The following is a 15,917-nucleotide window of genomic DNA, read 5'->3' on the forward strand; positions in this document are numbered from 1 at the left end:
GTGCCCTGCGAACTCGTCCGACGGGACGGCGCACGCCCTTCGCGAGGGAGAGTGCTGGCAGGAAAAAGCAGCCGGGGATTCGTTGCGGAAGTCCGGGCGCCTGGACGGCCCGCACCCGAGGATGGTGGTGGCGAACGGGGATTTCGCAACTCCACTGGCCCTTCGTGGTCCTTCACGGGATCGCGGTTGGCCGCGCCCCTCGGGAAGAGCGTGACGAGCGCTCTTTCGGGGACGTATGAAGCGGCGAAGTCGGGTAACACCGGCTTCGCCGTTTTCTTTTGGGTGTGTTTTCCTTTGAACTGAGGGTCGCTAGTCTGTCGACATGACCCACTGCACCCCAGACCTGCTGGCCGACCAGGTCAGCGAACTCACGGCGATCCGCCGAGATATCCATCGTCATCCCGAAACGGCTTTCGAGGAGCAGCGCACGTCGCAGATCGTGGCCGACAAGCTGCAGTCTTGGGGCATTGAGATCCATCGTGGCCTCGCCAGAACCGGCGTGGTGGGAACGCTCAAGGGCAATCGGCCGGGTCAGAAGACGATCGGCCTGCGCGCCGACATGGATGCGCTGCATTTGCAGGAGAAGAACGAGTTCGCCCACGCGTCGGTGCACGCCAACAAGATGCATGCCTGCGGGCACGACGGGCACACGGCCATGCTGCTGGGCGCCGCCCGCCATCTGGCGAAGAAGCCCGATTTCGCCGGCACGGTGCATTTCATCTTCCAGCCCGCCGAGGAAGGCGAAGGCGGGGCGCGCGTGATGATCGAAGAAGGGCTGTTCGAGCGCTTCAACTGCGATGCCGTCTACGGCATGCACAACATGCCAGGTCTGCCGACCGGCCGCTTCGCCATACGTCCCGGCCCGATGCTGGCGGCGTCGGATTCCTGGCAGGTCACGTTCAAGGGCACCGGCGGCCACGGCGCCATGCCCCATCGCGGCACCGATCCGACCATGGTTGCCGCGCAGTTCATGCTCGCAACGCAGGGCATCGTGGGCCGCAACGTGCCACCGACACAAACTGCCGTGCTGAGCGTCGGCCATATCCACGCCGGCACGTTCGGCTCGCCCAACGTCATTCCGTCCGACGTGCTGGTGCGGGGCACGGCGCGCAGCTACACCGCCGAGGTGCGCAACCTGCTCGAGCGCCGGCTGGGCGAGGTCGCGGCAGGGCTGGCGCAGGCGGGCGATTGCGAGGCCGACTATAAGTACTTCCGCCGCTATCCGCCGCTCATCAATTCGCCCGAGCAGACGACCTTGGCGGTCGAGGCGGCGGCGTTGACCGTGGGCCGCGAGAACGTCGATCCCGACACGCCACCCATTACTGGCGCGGAAGACTTCGCCTTCATGCTGGAGAAGAAGCCGGGCGCCTACGTCATGATTGGCAATGGCGGCACCGAAGAAGGCGGCTGTCATCACGTTCACACGCCGCTCTACGACTTCAACGACGCCATCCTGACGACAGGCGCAGCCTACTGGGTGAACCTCGTGCGGCTCGAACTCGGGGACGCGCGCTGAGCGGCATCAGCGGCGTTGGCCAAACGACGCCCAGAAGATGATGTCGCGCAAGTCGCGTGGCGTGATCGATTCGGCGGGCCTGCCCTCGCGCTCCAGGACGAAATGCTCCTGCAGCAGCGCCTTGATGTCGATGCCGTCGTTGACCCGGGCTTGCCCCTTGGTCGGCACGGCACGATAGATATTGTTCAGCACGAACAGCTTGCCGTCCGGCGACAATGCCCGATTCATGAGCGAAATGTCGGTAACGGGTTCGAGACAGTGCTGCAACACTCAGATGGAGATCGCGGCATCGGCGCGCAGTCCGCGAGCGACAAGGGCGTCGAGCATTTCGGGCGCACAGGTGAAGAAGCGGTCAGACTGCACGTAGTCGACGGCCAAGGCGCGCATGCGCGCGCTGATGTCGACCCCGAGGACTTGGCAGCCATGTCGCCCTATGAGCTCGCGAGCGAGGCGATCTATTCCGCAGCCATAGTCGATGGGGAGCGTGTCGCGCCTGACATCGACAGCACCGCCGATCAGGTCGGCAACGTAGGGCGTTTCGGTCGTCCAGCGTTCGTCGGTCGTCGACCCTTCCGCCGTGAGGATGATCTGTCGTGCGTACTCCATGTCGGGCGCATCGAAGATCTCGGGATGGTTAAGTAGCTTGATTGGACACGAGTCCCCCCTTGATCGTCGAATACTACCCGCCCCGGCCCGACGGGTCCGCGATATTCGCTCTCGCGAGGTTTAGCTGTGAAGATCCATCGCCCAGTCGGTCGTGCCTGGATCCCAGCCCCATTGATCGTGCAGTATGACGACGAGTGGATTGCCGCCTTCGCTTTCGGCAATGTTGAGCGGTGCGCATGCGAAATCGTCCAGCGGGACTTCGCATGTCGGCAGGATGACGCCATCGACGATCGCGTCGAGTTCGACGAGCGGATCGTTGTCGGCGGCCGGGAGATCGATTGCGATAGTGGAACTCGGCGCCGCCAATATGTGAACTGTGCCCGACTCGCCGAACAGGCAGTCGAGGGCAATGCCATGATCGGTCTGGTCCAGGCCGGCGTCACCCCACTTGCCGTCGGGCGTCACGTAGATCGGAAGGTCACTGCGATCGAACAAGACCAGTTCGGGAGCAACCAGAAAGCAAGGTTCGAATGGCGAGCTGTCGGAGGGGACCGAGTGGCTCATCGAGAATTTCCTCAGATTTTCATCGAACAATACCGAACAAACGATTGAGAATAAAGAATGAACATCTGCGCATAGAGATTTGCCAACAATCGCAATGGTTTGCCGATCCCCAACCGCCTAGGGTGCCGGCCTGCGCAATGGCCGGGTGTGACGGAGGGCGTCGATGAACGGTGCGGAAAGCTTGGTGCGGACTTTGGTCAAGGGTGGCGTCGAGGTTTGCTTCGCCAATCCCGGTACATCCGAAATGCATTTTGTCGGCGCGCTCGACAGAGTCGAAGGCATGCGTTGCGTCCTGGGTCTGTTCGAGGGCGTGTGCAGCGGCGCGGCCGACGGCTACTACCGCATGACCGACAAGCCTGCCTCGACCTTGCTGCATCTTGGTCCGGGATTGGCGAATGCGGCGGCGAACCTGCACAACGCCAAGAAGGCGGGCTCCGGCATCGTCAATATCGTCGGTGAGCATGCCCTGTATCACATCAAGTACGATACGCCGCTGACCGCCGACATCGAGGGGATCGCGAAGCCTTTTTCGCATTGGGTCAGGACTTCGCCGACCGCCAAGACCGTGGCCAAGGACGGTGCCGCCGCCATCCAGGCGGCGCGTGTGGCGCCCGGCCAGATCGCGACGCTGATCCTTCCCGCCGACACGGCCTGGACCGAGGCCGATGGGGTCGCCGACACGCCCGAGACGCCGCTACCGCAAAAGCCGTCCAACGACACCGTCGTCGCGGCGGCGCGGGCACTGAAATCAGGCGGTGCCTCGGCCATGCTTTTCTTGGGAGGTCGATCGTTGCGCGCGCGGGGACTGGAACTCGCCGGCAAGATTGCTGCCAAGACGGGCTGCAAGGTGCAAGCCGCCGGCGGCACGGCGCGCATCGAGCGTGGCGCTGGCCGCGTGCCCGTCCTGCGGCTGCACTTCGTCGTCGAAACAGCTCTCGAGATGTTGAAGGGCACCAAACATATGGTGCTGTGTGGCGCAAAGGCGCCGGCGGCATTCTTCGCCTATCCTGGCAAGCCGTCCGTGCTGGTGCCGGAGGGTTGCGACGTCAGCACGCTTTGCGCGGTCGACGGTGATCCGATCGGATCGCTCGAGGCATTGGCTGCCGAACTCGACGCGATGAATGAAAAGCCGGACGTCGCCCCGGCCAATCGCCCGGCGCGGCCGACCGGCAAGTTCACCCTCGATGGCCTCGGCCAGGCGCTGGGCGCGGCGATGCCGGAGGGCTCCATCGTCATCGACGAATCGGTGACTACCGGCCGCGGGTTCTTCCCATTCAGCGTCGGCGCACCGCCGCACGATTGGCTGAACAACATGGGCGGCTCGATCGGCTTCGGCGCGCCGGTCGCAGTCGGTGCTGCAGTGGCCTGTCCCGACCGCAAGGTCATCTGCATGATCGGCGATGGTTCGTCGATGTACACGATCCAGGCGCTGTGGACCATGGCGCGCGAGAATCTCGACGTCTGCGTCCTGATTTTTTCGAATCGCAACTACAAGATCCTCTACAGCCAACTTGCCGATGTCGGTGCGGCCAATCCGGGGCCCCGTGCGATCGACATGCTCACTCTCGACCGTCCCACTCTCGAGTTCACGATGCTGGCGAAGGGAATGGGGGTGCCGGGAGCGAAAGCGCACGATCTCGACGAACTGAACAAGCAGCTCACCTATGCAATGTCGACCAGGGGCCCGTACCTGATCGACGTCGTGATGTAAGCGCGGCGATGACCGAAGCCCGTCGACGCACGCTTTACGGTCGTCGTCGGGGCAAGAAGCTGCGGGCGTGGCAGGAATCCCTGCTCGGCACGTTGTTGCCCCGCCTCGAACTCAAGCTGCCTGCTCCGCCGCAAGAGCTCGATCTCGAGCATCTGTTCGGTCGCGTGCCTCCCCTCGGGATTTGGCTCGAGGTGGGCTTTGGCGCCGGCGAGCATCTGGTGTGGCAGGCCGAGCAAAATCCAGATGCCGGCTTGATCGGATGCGAACCCTTCATCAACGGTGTTGCGAAGTGTCTCTCTCACATCGAGCGTGCCGGCGTAGCCAACATACGACTTTTCACCGACGATGCCCGGCTCGTCCTGGCGGCTCTGCCCGAGCGATCCTTGTCGCGCGTCTTCGTGCTCTTCCCAGATCCGTGGCCCAAGGTCCGTCATCGCAAGCGCCGGTTCGTGCAACGCGCGACGCTCGACACGCTGGCACGTCTCATGAAGCCCGGCGCCGAACTCAGACTCGCCACCGACGATCAGGACTATCTCGCCTGGATGGTGGAACACGCCTGCCTGCACGAGGCGTTCGAATGGCTGGCCGAGCGCCCGGCCGACTGGCGCGAGCGGCCGGCGGATTGGCCGCCGACGCGCTACGAGCAGAAGATGCTTGCCGGCCACAAGCCGGTCTTCCTCCGTCTCAGGCGTCGCCTTGCCGCCGCCCCGGTCGAACGAGGACGAGTAGCGCCGCCACTGCTTGCAGTATGAGGCACGCCATCAGCGAGCTGCGATAGTCGCCCGACAGTTCGCGGAGTGCGCCGAGGATCGTCGGCCCTGTCGCCGCGGCCAATTGAGTGATCGCCACGTTCAGGCTCACCGCCCGTGCGAAGTCGCGGCGCGGGAACTCCTGCTGGACGATGAGCCCCGGCAAGGTGATCAGGTTGCCGACACCGAAGCCGAACAGGATGCAGCCGATATAGAGGCCGGCGACCGACTCGCTGCCCAGCAATACAGCCATCGAGATGGCCTGCACACCGAAGACCACTGCGCTGGCCCGTCGCCGATCCACCTTGTCTATGACAAGTCCGACCAGGACGCGGCCGATCAGGGCGGACAATGCCGTGACGCTGACGACCCAACCGGCCGCCTTGAGGCCGAGGTTCGGTTCGAGGAAGGCAACCTGGTGGGCGATGAAGCTGATCTGCGCGAGCAGACCGAGGGAAAACGCTCCGACCATTGTGAGATAGCGTGGATGGGCGAGCAACGCGCGCCGCGTCATCGGCTCGCCGGTCGGTTCCGCAACACTTGCCATCTCGTCGCCGAAGTCGTGTTCGCCTGCACGGCGCGGCCTCAGGATGACGCCGGCAAGCGGCCACAGGGTCAGGAGAACGACCGCGACGGCGACGACTGTCGCATGCTGGAAGCCAAGCGTGTCGATGGCCCAGGCATAGGCCGGCGCAAACAGCAGGCCGCCGCAGGTGGCGCCGTTGAGGGCAAGGCTGGCGGCCCACCCGCGTCGGCGGCTGAACCACTGGGCGACAATCGTGTTGATCGCCCCGCCGCCCATTGCCGCCCAGCCCGGAATCATCAGCATCATGGCGAGGTAGAGTTGCCACGGCCGGTCGATAACCGTCAGGCTGAGGACGCCGAGGCCGAGGCAGGCAGAGCCGACGAAAACGACGACCCGGGCGCCCCGCTTCTGGATCAGGTCGCCGACCTGCATGACCATGAAGGCGCCGGCGACGTAATAGAAGGTGATGGCAGCCGAAATAGTGGCGGGGGACCAGCCATGGTCCTTTTGCAAGGCTACCAGATATAGGCTCAATCCATAGAAGCCCAGCCCCCACCCGTAGAGGGCAATGACAAAGGCGCAAAAGACAACCCACCAACCGTGATAGCCCAGCCGCATCGCTCCTCCGGCTGCCATTTTCGCACGGCCCCTTGCCGGGAACTGGCGGTTTTCGGCCATCGTGAGAGATTGCGGAATCTCTTGCTAGTTGGCGCCAAGCCGCCTATACCCGCGCCATCCTCATCGGGTTCGCGGGACGAACCAAAGAAGAAGAGTGGGCCGAAAACCCGCTCTTTTTGTTTGTGCCGTTTCGCGCGCCGTAACACGAAGTTTGGTCCTGGACGTGACGGACTTGCTGCATCGGATCGAAGACATCGTCGCCCCAACCATCTCCGGCATGGGGTACGAATTGGTTCGCGTCGCGATGAGTCGGGGCGGCGGCATATTGCAGATCATGATCGAGCCGGCAGACGGTCGGTCGATGGACGTCGAGGATTGCGCAACGGTGTCGCGCGCGCTGTCGGCCGTGCTGGACGTCGAGGATCCGATTCCGGGTGCCTATACGCTCGAGGTGAGTTCGCCCGGCATCGACCGACCGCTGACCCGGCCCCGGGATTACGTCCGCTGGGCCGGCCACATCGCCCGCGTCGAGGTCGGCCAGCCTATCGACGGACAGCGACGCTTCAAGGGAACATTGTTGGGGCTGGAGCACGAAGCGGTGAAGCTGCGGCTCGAGGACGGCCGGGAAACCAGCCTGCCGCTTGCTGCCGTTACCCGCGCCAAGCTCGAAATGACCGACCGATTGATCGAAGAACATCGCCGCGCGCAGGACGGCGCGGCTCAAGCACACTGAACGAGAGGACGACAGACATGGCAACGACCGCCGACATTCCGCGTCTGGAGATGCTCCAGGTCGCCGACATGGTGGCCCGCGAGAAAGGCATCGAACGCGAGGAGGTGCTCGAGGCGATGGAGCAGGCCATCCAGAAGGCCGGCCGCGCCAAGTACGGGCTGGAGCACGACATCCGTGCCGAGATCGACCGCAAGACCGGAGAGATCAAGCTTCTGCGCTACATGCAGGTCGCCGATCCGATCGAGAACGAGAACGTCCAGGTGGCGCTCGTCGAGGCCCAGCGGCGCAACCCGGAAGCCCAGGTCGGAGACTTCCTCACCGATGAACTGCCGCCGATCGATTTCGGCCGCGTCGCCGCGCAGACCGCCAAGCAGGTCATCACTCAGCGCATGCGCGAGAGCGAACGCAAGCGGCAGTACGAGGAATTCAAGGACCGTGTCGGCGAGATCGTGTCGGGCGTCGTCAAGCGCGTCGATTACGGCAACATCACCATCGACCTGCAGCGCGCCGAGGGCGTCATCCGCCGCGACGAGACGATCCCGCGCGAGAGTCTGCGCGTGAACGACCGGGTGCGCGCCTACATCTTCGACGTGCGCGAGGAGCCGCGCGGTCCGCAGATTTTCCTGTCGCGCAGCCATCCGCAGTTCATGGCCAAGCTCTTCACCCAGGAGGTGCCGGAGATCTACGACAGTATCATCGAGATCAAGGCGGTAGCCCGCGATCCCGGCAGTCGGGCCAAGATCGCGGTGCTGTCTCACGACAGCTCGATCGACCCGATCGGCGCTTGCGTCGGCATGCGCGGCAGCCGTGTGCAGGCCGTCGTGCAGGAGCTGCAGGGCGAGAAGGTCGATATCATTCCGTGGTCGGCCGACACTGCCAACTTCATCGTCAACGCCCTGGCGCCGGCCGAGGTCAGCAAGGTGTTGATGGACGAGGAGAAGAACAAGGCCGAGGTCGTCGTGCCGGACGATCAGCTCAGCCTGGCGATCGGCCGTCGCGGCCAGAACGTCAAGCTCGCCTCCCAGCTCACCGGCTGGGAGATCGATATCATGACCGAGGCCGAGGAAAGCGAACGTCGCCAGAAGGAGACCCGCGAGCGGACCGAGCTCTTCAAGGCATCGCTCGATGTCGACGACGTGATTGCCCATCTTCTGGTGGCCGAGGGCTACGCCACGGTCGAGGACGTCGCCGATGTTCCGATCGAGGAGTTGACGCGGGTCGAGGGTTTCGACGAGGACATTGCCACGGAGCTGCAGCGTCGTGCCCGCGAGTTCATCGAAAGGCGCGACGCGGAACTGGCTTCTCGGCTCGAAGCGTTGGGAGTTGCCGAGGAACTGCGCTCGGTCGAAGGACTGGACCTCGCAATGCTGGTGGCACTTGGCGACAAGGGGGTGAAAACCCTCGACGACCTCGCCGACCTCGCCTCCGATGAGTTGCGTGAGATCGTGGGCGAGAGCGCGATGGACGCGGAAACCGCCAATGCCATCATCATGAAGGCCCGCGAGCACTGGTTCGTGGAGCAGAGCGAACCTGCCGAAACGGCCAAGGCCTGAGGGGAGACATTCTTCCTTGATCCTTGTCACACCCATGCAGGAACCCCATCTCTCGCCCCCGCCGTCTGGCGTGCGGCGAACCTGCATCGTGACCGGCGCGGAGGCACCGCCGGAAGCGATGGTGCGCTTCGTGGTCGGTCCCGACCGCGAGGTGGTGCCCGATCTCGGACGGCAGTTGCCCGGCCGTGGTATGTGGGTGGGAGCCGAACGGCAGCTGGTCGAACGCGCCGTGGCGAAGAACCTCTTCGCCAGATCCGCCCGTGCAGCGGTCAGCGCGCCGGCCGACCTCGCCGAGCGAGTCGAGCGCCTGATGCTCGGCCGGACATTGGCCGATCTCGCGCGGGCGAGGCGGGCCGGTCGCGCGGTTTCAGGCTTCGTGAAGGTCGAGGAGATGATGGCGCAGGGCGAGGTGGGGCTTCTGGTGCTGCCCGAGCAGGCTGCAGGAGACGGCGTGGCCAAGCTGTCGGTGAAGGGCATTCCGGTTGCGCGGCTCGGCGACGAGGGGGCGCTGGGCGGCGTGTTCGGCCGCGAACGGGCCGTCTATGTGGCGGTGGCGCGCGACGATGCAGCCGGCAGGTTCATTGAGCGGATCAAGGGCGGCGCGGCACGTTGGTGCCGATATCGCCACAATGGCGCCGGTTGACGGGCCGGTGTGGAGCAAGGACAACAGTCGACATGACGGAACAGAAAGAACAGAGCAAGCCGACCAAGCCGCTGACGCTGTCGACCTCGACCCGTTCGGCCGCGGCTGCGGCCAAGGGCGGCGAGACGCAGGTTCGGCAAAAATTCTCGCATGGCCGTACGCGGTCGGTGACGGTCGAGGTCAAGAAGCCGATCAAGAGGCCGGGCACTGCGGCTGCGCCGGCATCGCCGGCGCCGGTTGCGGCGCCCGAGCCCGCGCCAGCTGCGTCGTCGGGCCGAACCCTGAAACTCGGCGCGGGCGGCACTTCCGCCGCGCCCGCTGCGGCCCGCCCCGCTCCCGCCCGTTCGACGGGCGAGACAGGGCGTGGCGGCATCGTCCTGCGTACGCTGACGGAGGAAGAGAAGAAGGCCCGCGAGCGCGCTCTGGAAGGGGCCAACCGCGACGCGGAGCTGGCACGGCAGCGGGCTGCCGAGGAGGCTGTCCGTCGCGCCTCCGAGGAGGAAGCGCGGCGCAAGGCTGACGAGGAACACAAGAAGCGGCTGGCCGAGGAAGAGGCTCGCAAGCGCACCGAGGACGAGGTCAAGCGCAAGGCAGAGGCGCAAGTTCAGCGTCGCCTCGATCAGGCGGCCGGTGCACCGCAAACGCCAATGGCTCGGCAGGCCCAGGAGATCAACACAGGCGGCGTCGGTGCATCGACCCCCGATGTTCGCCGATCCGCTGACGCACCAGGGATCGCGCCGAGACCGATCAGCGCGCCGCAGCGGCCGCGACCGCCCCTGCAGCCATTGCAGCGGACGCCGGTCAACAAGCGCCTGCCGCAGCCGCCAGGCACGCGTCGCGAGGCACCGAAACGCCGCTCCGACAAGATCGACGTCACCCGTGCCGTCGAGGGCGAGAACGAGTTCCGCAGCCGGTCCGTGGCGCAGGCTCGTCGTCGCCTCGAGCGCGACCGGCGTCGCGAGAATGCCTACGATGCCCCGCAGCAGAAGGTCTATCGCGAGGTCACCATTCCCGAATCGATCACGGTCCAGGATCTGGCGGCGCGCATGTCCGAGCGCGGCGCCGACGTGATCAAGGCGTTGATGCGCATGGGTGTGATGGCGACGATCAACCAGGCGATCGACGCCGATACGGCCGAGCTGGTCGTGACCGAAATGGGCCATCGCCCCAAGCGCGTTGCCGAGGGCGATGTCGAAACCGGCCTCACCGATGCGGTCGACGCGCCGGAATCGATGCAGCCGCGGCCACCGGTGGTCACCATCATGGGCCATGTCGATCATGGCAAGACGTCGTTGCTCGACGCGTTGCGCGAGACCGACGTGGCCGCGCACGAAGCCGGTGGAATCACCCAGCACATCGGTGCCTACCAGGTGACGTTGCCGTCGAGCCAGAAGATCACGTTCCTCGACACGCCCGGCCACGAAGCCTTCACGGCGATGCGCGCGCGCGGCGCCAAGGTTACCGATATCGTGGTGCTGGTGGTGGCGGCAGATGACGGCGTCATGCCGCAGACACAGGAAGCGATCGCCCACGCCAAGGCGGCCAACGTGCCGATGATCGTCGCCATCAACAAGGTCGACAAGGCCGGCGCCGACCCCAACAAGGTTCGCACTGAGCTGCTTCAATACGAAGTGCAGGTCGAGCAGCTCGGCGGCGAAATCCAGTCGATCGAGGTCTCGGCCACGAAGAAGACGAATCTCGACAAGCTCGAGGAAGCCATCCTGCTGCAGGCCGAAGTGCTGGAGCTCAAGGCGAACCCTGACCGTTCTGCCGACGGCGTCGTGGTGGAGGCCAAGCTGGAACCCGGCCGGGGCTCGGTCGCGACCGTGCTGGTCCAAAAGGGCACTCTTCGGGTCGGTGACGTGCTGGTCGCCGGCGCGGTATGGGGACGCGTGCGCCGCCTGGTCGATGATCGCGGCAACAATGTCGAGGCCGCCGGCCCCGCGTTCCCGGTCGAGATCCTGGGTCTTGACGGCACGCCACAGGCGGGCGACGAGTTCCACGTCGTCGAGAACGAGGCGCGAGCTCGCGAAATCGCCGAATTCCGCGCCCGCCGGGATCGGCAGGCCCAGCTTGCCCGGGCTGCCGGCGGACGCGGCACTCTCGAGGAGATGATCAAGGGCATTCGCGAGGGTACCGCCAAGGAGCTGCCTGTCCTGATCAAGGCCGACGTGCAGGGCTCGGCCGAGGCGCTCGCCGGCGCCATATCGCGTCTGTCGACCGACAAGGTCACGACGCGGGTGATCTACAACGGCGTCGGTGGCATCAGCGAAGCCGACCTTACTCTGGCCAAGGCATCCGGCGCGCTCATCATCGGCTTCAACGTGCGCGCCAACGCGCAGGCACGCGAGATCGCCAAGCGCGACAAGATCGACATCCGCTACTACAGCATCATCTACAAGGTCACCGAGGACATCCAGCAGCTCATGGTCGGCCTGCTCGAGCCGACCTACAAGGAGACGTTCCTCGGCAATGCGCAGATCCGCGAGGTCTTTCGCATCACCAAGGTCGGCAATGTCGCCGGCTGCATGATCACGGAAGGCTTGGTCAAGCGCGGCGCCAAGGTCCGGCTGTTGCGCGACAATGTGGTCATCCATGAGGGTACGCTCAAGACTCTCCGTCGATTCAAGGACGAGGTCCGCGAGGTGCAGAACGGCTACGAGTGTGGAATGGCGTTCGAGAACTACGACGACATCAAGGTCGGCGACGTGATCGAATGCTTCGAAGTCGAGGAAGTCCGGCCGACCCTGTAGGAGTCGACCGGACTTCTCGTTGCAGGGAAAGCTGGGTCATGTCGAGGCGTCGCTCCGTCGATCGCGAGGGTCGCGGTCATAGCCAGCGCCAATTGCGGGTCGGCGAGGAGTTGCGGCACCTGCTCGCCGAACTTCTCGAGCGCGGCAACATGCGCGACCCCGACCTGCGGGGCGCGTCCATCACCGTCACCTCCGTCGATGTCAGCCCGGATCTGCGCAACGCCGTCGCTTTCGTCATGCCGTTGGGCGGCCAGGATGAAGCGCGCCTCGTGGCGGCGATGCGCCGTGCCGCGCCGTGGTTCCGGGCGCGTGTCGGCGAGCGCGCCGGGTTGCGCTATGCACCGGAAATCAGATTCGAGCTCGACAAGACCTTCGACGAGGCCGACCGGGTCGGCGCCCTGCTGCGCCGCCCAGACGTGGCGCGCGACATCAAGGACGATTGAGGTAGTACTCGTCGCGCGGAAAGAAGTCGGTGTTTGGCGCGCGCGCGGGCGCGATGCGTCCGGCGTTGAGCGGTTCGACCTTCTTGTCGAAGAACCACTGGCGCAGTTCGACACGGTCGACGCGTGCTGCCTGCAGATGGGCGTCGATCTCGGGTCGCGCCAGCAGGCGTAGGATCCGATCGCGATCGTACGGAAGCGGCCGGTCGCTGCCGAGCAGCGCGGGATGCACCATGGTCACGTAGGGAAACACCGATCGGAAAGTCTCGACCGAGCGCTCGGTCGGCGCCCACTGGACATAGATGCCACCGGGAGCCAGGCGGCCGCGAACCTGTTCGAAGAACTGCTGCGAGTTGAGCAGGCCCGACAACGCCGTCTTTGGCAGGATCGCGTCGGCCTCGATCACGTCGTAGAGCGACGAGTCGAGCGACAGCGCATGTCTGCCGTCGGCCACCACGACCTCGAACTTGGGATTGGTCAACAACGAATCGATCCCGGAATGTCCGCCCGCCCCGACGTAGGCGCGAAGCGTGTCGATCACCGGTGCCACGATCTCGATGACCTTGACGCGCTCGGTTTGCGGATGAAGGCCCGCGGCGTAGGGGGTCCCGCCGGTGCCCGAACCGATGACGAGCACGCGCCGCGGCGCCGGATGCGCGAGCGGACCGATCGCGCCCAGGAAGACATGAACGGTGTCGAACGGCAGCCGGCTCTGGGAGTGTCCCTGGATGTAGAGGCGCCCGCTGTCGGTGTCGGACATTTTCAGCACGCTGAGACCCGTCTTGTCCTCCGCGATGATCGTCCTCTCCGTGGTGACGCCATGCAGACGTCGCCAGAACGTCTCGCCGTCGGGGAATGCCGCCAGTCCCGCTACGAGCAACGCCGCCGGCACGTAGGCGACGCTGCGCCAGCGCGCACCGACGATCTGCAGGGCGGCGAAGGCGAGGCCGATCGCGACCAACAGCTTCAAGGTGCCCGCGGTGCCGACGATGTCGAGCAGCAGCAACCCCGCAACCAGGCTACCCGCGCTGTTGCCCACGATGTTGGCGAGTTGCACCAACCCCACTCTGCTGCCGAGCCGTTCGAGATCGCGCTGCACGGCTTTCTGAACGACCGGGAAGGAGAACCCCATGATGAACGAGCCCGGAAGCACGACGACGGCCAGAAGAAGGACGATGAGGGCTGGATCGGCTGTGTTCGGCCCCATGATGTCGCGGTCGACGAAACTCGACGGCAGAATTCCCGCACCGATGGCGAGATAGACGAACCACGCTCCGGTCAGCGCCAGCGCGGTCGCCCAACCCTGCATGAGGAAGAAGAACCGGCGTGGATCGGCGATGCGATCGATGACCTTGGAGCCCACCAGCAGGCCGATCGCGTCACCCAGCAGGAAGATCGCCAGAACCAGCGAGAAGCTGTAGCCGTTGGACTGCAGCAGAACGCCGATCAGTCGATACCAGACGATCTGTAGCGCCACGATCAGGAAGCCGCTGATGAACACCAGGATCGACCATCGCCAGACCACGGCATCGGTCGTTGGAACCTGGGTCGACCGGCGAGTGTGTGGTGCGGCGTCGGCCATGTCGACCGTATGGGCGAGTGCAACGCCCCCCGCCGCGACGAGCAGGTTGAGCGCGGCAGCGACATGGACGGCCTTGTCGAAGCCGATGGTACCGATCAGGAACCAGCCACCGACGAAGGCGCCGACGCCCGCGCCCAGCGTATTGAGGCCATAGAGCCAGCCAATGAGCTGCGCCGACCCCGAGATCTGCGTGACGATCGCTTTTGACAGAAAGGGCAGCGAGCAACCCATCAGGAACGTCGGCCAGAGCAGCCCCGCGAACACGATCGCGAAGATGACGCCGCGCGATGACGACAGCGGCAACAGTTCGCGATAGATGACGTCGTAGTACAGCCAGGGACTGGCGACGGCGAAGATGGCGATGCCGACCTCGCACAAGGCAAAGGCGAGCAGTGCCGCCCGCCGCGTCAGCCGATCGGCATACAGGCCGGCAGCCAGGCTGCCGACGCCGAGGCCCAGCAGGAACGCACCGACGACAAGAGCGGCGGCGATCGTGTCTGCTCCGGCGAACAGGCCGAGAAGGCGATGCCAAGCCGTCTGATAGATCAGCGCCGCCGCGCCCGAGACGAAGAAAAGCCCGAACAATGCGGATCGCTGAGTGCGATCCGACCAACTCCCCCGCTCCATGGGCGCCACACTGCCTCAAGGCCGCGCTGGCGCATATCGAATTGTCGGCCTAAAGGGGCCGCATGGCGCGCAGACGAAAGGGCGAGAAGGTTGATGGCTGGGTCGTTCTCGACAAGCCGATCGGCGTGGGTTCGACGCAGGCGGTGGGCCGCGTGCGCCGCGCTTTCGGCGCCCAGAAGGCCGGGCACGGCGGGACGCTCGATCCATTGGCAAGCGGCGTCCTGCCGGTCGCGCTTGGTGAGGCGACGAAGACCGTGCCGTTCGTGATGGACGGCCGAAAGGAGTATCGCTTCATGCTGCGCTTCGGCGAGGCGCGCTCGACCGACGATGCCGAAGGCGAGGTGGTGGGGATCAGCGCCGCACGGCCGTCGGACGACGCTGTCCGGTCGGTATTGTCGGCCTTCACCGGAGAGATCGAGCAGCTTCCGCCAGCCTTCTCGGCGCTCAAGGTCGCGGGACGGCGAGCGTACGATCTGGCCCGTTCGGGTCAGGAAGTTGTGCTTGCTCCACGCCGGGTACTCGTCGAGCGGCTCGAATTGGTCGGCCGCCCCGATCCGGACCATGCCGAATTCGTGGTTGCTTGCGGAAAAGGCACATATATCAGGGCGTTAGGGCGAGACATGGCGCGTGCGCTTGGCACCGTCGGGTGTCTCGCGGCGTTGCGCCGCACCGTCTGCGGACCCTTCCGGGAAGACGGGGCCATTTCGCTTTCCAAACTGGAGACCCTCGGGCATATTCCCGCGCTCTTTGGGGTCTTGGCCCCCGTTGCGACCGCGCTGGACGACATCCCGGCGCTGGCCCTGACGGGAGCCCAAGCGGATCGGCTGCGCCAAGGCCAGCCGGTGCTCTTGCCCAGGGACGCACCGCCGTCGGGCGCGATGGTTCGCGCAGTGCACGAGGCCACGTTGGTGGCGCTGGCACGTTCCGACGGTTCCGCCGTCAGGCCGGTGCGCGTCTTCAACCTTTGAAGTCTATGGAGATGACCGATGTCGATCACAGCCGCGCGCAAGGCGGAGCTGATCAGTGCGTATGCTCAGGGGAATGGCGACACCGGCTCTCCCGAAGTGCAAGTCGCGATCCTGAGCGAGCGCATCACCAACCTCACCGAGCACTTCAAGGGCCACGCGAAGGATCATCACTCGCGCCGCGGCCTGCTGAAGCTCGTCGGTCAGCGCCGTCGTCTGCTCGACTATCTCAAGGCAAGGGACTCCAAGCGTTACGAGACATTGATCGAACGTCTGGGTCTGCGTCGTTGAGCCACCGGCCCTGTCCGCAGGACAGGGCCGTTTCGCGTCG

At 65.4% G+C, this 15,917-nt stretch carries 15 protein-coding genes; 10 read left to right on the forward strand and 5 right to left on the reverse strand.

The annotated features are described in order from the left end of the window. Nucleotides 1-322 precede the first annotated feature (322 nt). On the forward strand, nt 323-1,516 hold the full coding sequence (locus KIT25_23650; protein ID UYN94974.1) for an amidohydrolase: 1,194 nt from the start codon (nt 323-325) through the stop codon (nt 1,514-1,516). Between the two features lie 6 nt (nt 1,517-1,522). Here the strand turns inward: KIT25_23650 and KIT25_23655 are convergent, their stop codons facing one another. The 3 genes from KIT25_23655 to KIT25_23665 all read right to left on the reverse strand — a co-directional run bounded on the left by KIT25_23655 (nt 1,523) and on the right by KIT25_23665 (nt 2,686). Then, on the reverse strand, nt 1,523-1,744 hold the full coding sequence (locus tag KIT25_23655) for a hypothetical protein (protein ID UYN94975.1): 222 nt from the start codon (nt 1,742-1,744) through the stop codon (nt 1,523-1,525). Nucleotides 1,745-1,786: 42 nt separating this feature from the next. Continuing rightward, a complete protein-coding gene (locus KIT25_23660) occupies nt 1,787-2,122 on the reverse strand; it encodes a class I SAM-dependent methyltransferase (GenBank protein ID UYN94976.1) in 336 nt (111 codons plus the stop codon). A 120-nt stretch (nt 2,123-2,242) separates the two neighbouring features. After that, nucleotides 2,243-2,686 carry a hypothetical protein gene (locus KIT25_23665; protein UYN94977.1) on the reverse strand — a complete coding sequence of 148 codons (444 nt, stop codon included), beginning with the start codon at nt 2,684-2,686 and terminating at the stop codon, nt 2,243-2,245. A 163-nt stretch (nt 2,687-2,849) separates the two neighbouring features. Here KIT25_23665 and KIT25_23670 point away from each other — a divergent pair, with 163 nt between their 5' ends. Both KIT25_23670 and trmB read left to right on the forward strand, forming a co-directional pair. Continuing rightward, a complete protein-coding gene (locus tag KIT25_23670; GenBank protein UYN94978.1) occupies nt 2,850-4,397 on the forward strand; it encodes an acetolactate synthase large subunit in 1,548 nt (515 codons plus the stop codon). Between the two features lie 8 nt (nt 4,398-4,405). Further along, nucleotides 4,406-5,149 carry a tRNA (guanosine(46)-N7)-methyltransferase TrmB gene (gene trmB, locus KIT25_23675; GenBank protein UYN94979.1) on the forward strand — a complete coding sequence of 248 codons (744 nt, stop codon included), beginning with the start codon at nt 4,406-4,408 and terminating at the stop codon, nt 5,147-5,149. Here the strand turns inward: trmB and KIT25_23680 are convergent. Beyond that, complete coding sequence (locus KIT25_23680) at nt 5,082-6,290, reverse strand: MFS transporter (GenBank protein UYN94980.1); 1,209 nt, start codon at nt 6,288-6,290, stop codon at nt 5,082-5,084. The genes trmB and KIT25_23680 overlap by 68 nt on opposite strands. Before the next feature lie 223 nt (nt 6,291-6,513). Between KIT25_23680 and rimP the strand changes: the two genes are divergently transcribed. Genes rimP through rbfA form a run of 5 tightly spaced genes read left to right on the forward strand, consistent with a single transcriptional unit; the run spans nt 6,514 to nt 12,415 of the window. Beyond that, nucleotides 6,514-7,023, forward strand: a complete 510-nt coding sequence (rimP, locus tag KIT25_23685; GenBank protein ID UYN94981.1) for a ribosome maturation factor RimP — start codon at nt 6,514-6,516, stop codon at nt 7,021-7,023. A 17-nt stretch (nt 7,024-7,040) separates the two neighbouring features. Beyond that, nucleotides 7,041-8,576 (forward strand): transcription termination/antitermination protein NusA, encoded by a 1,536-nt coding sequence (gene nusA / locus KIT25_23690; GenBank protein UYN94982.1) that lies wholly within the window; start codon nt 7,041-7,043, stop codon nt 8,574-8,576. A gap of 34 nt (nt 8,577-8,610) precedes the next feature. Beyond that, a complete protein-coding gene (locus KIT25_23695; protein UYN94983.1) occupies nt 8,611-9,219 on the forward strand; it encodes an RNA-binding protein in 609 nt (202 codons plus the stop codon). Nucleotides 9,220-9,251: 32 nt separating this feature from the next. Continuing rightward, the gene (infB, locus tag KIT25_23700; GenBank protein ID UYN94984.1) at nt 9,252-11,972 is read left to right on the forward strand and encodes a translation initiation factor IF-2; all 2,721 of its coding nucleotides are present in this window, start codon (nt 9,252-9,254) and stop codon (nt 11,970-11,972) included. Between the two features lie 38 nt (nt 11,973-12,010). Continuing rightward, nucleotides 12,011-12,415, forward strand: a complete 405-nt coding sequence (gene rbfA / locus KIT25_23705) for a 30S ribosome-binding factor RbfA (protein UYN94985.1) — start codon at nt 12,011-12,013, stop codon at nt 12,413-12,415. Here the strand turns inward: rbfA and KIT25_23710 are convergent. Continuing rightward, nucleotides 12,402-14,579, reverse strand: coding sequence for a hypothetical protein (locus KIT25_23710; GenBank protein UYN94986.1), 2,178 nt, complete (start codon nt 14,577-14,579; stop codon nt 12,402-12,404). The genes rbfA and KIT25_23710 overlap by 14 nt on opposite strands. 104 nt (nt 14,580-14,683) lie before the next feature. Here KIT25_23710 and truB point away from each other — a divergent pair, with 104 nt between their 5' ends. After that, nucleotides 14,684-15,589 carry a tRNA pseudouridine(55) synthase TruB gene (gene truB, locus KIT25_23715; protein UYN94987.1) on the forward strand — a complete coding sequence of 302 codons (906 nt, stop codon included), beginning with the start codon at nt 14,684-14,686 and terminating at the stop codon, nt 15,587-15,589. Nucleotides 15,590-15,607: 18 nt separating this feature from the next. Further along, entirely contained in the window at nt 15,608-15,877 is a 270-nt protein-coding gene (rpsO, locus tag KIT25_23720; protein UYN94988.1) for a 30S ribosomal protein S15, read from the forward strand. Nucleotides 15,878-15,917 lie beyond the last annotated feature (40 nt).

The sequence above is a fragment of the Enhydrobacter sp. genome (genome assembly GCA_025808875.1).
Taxonomy (GTDB): domain Bacteria; phylum Pseudomonadota; class Alphaproteobacteria; order Reyranellales; family Reyranellaceae; genus Reyranella.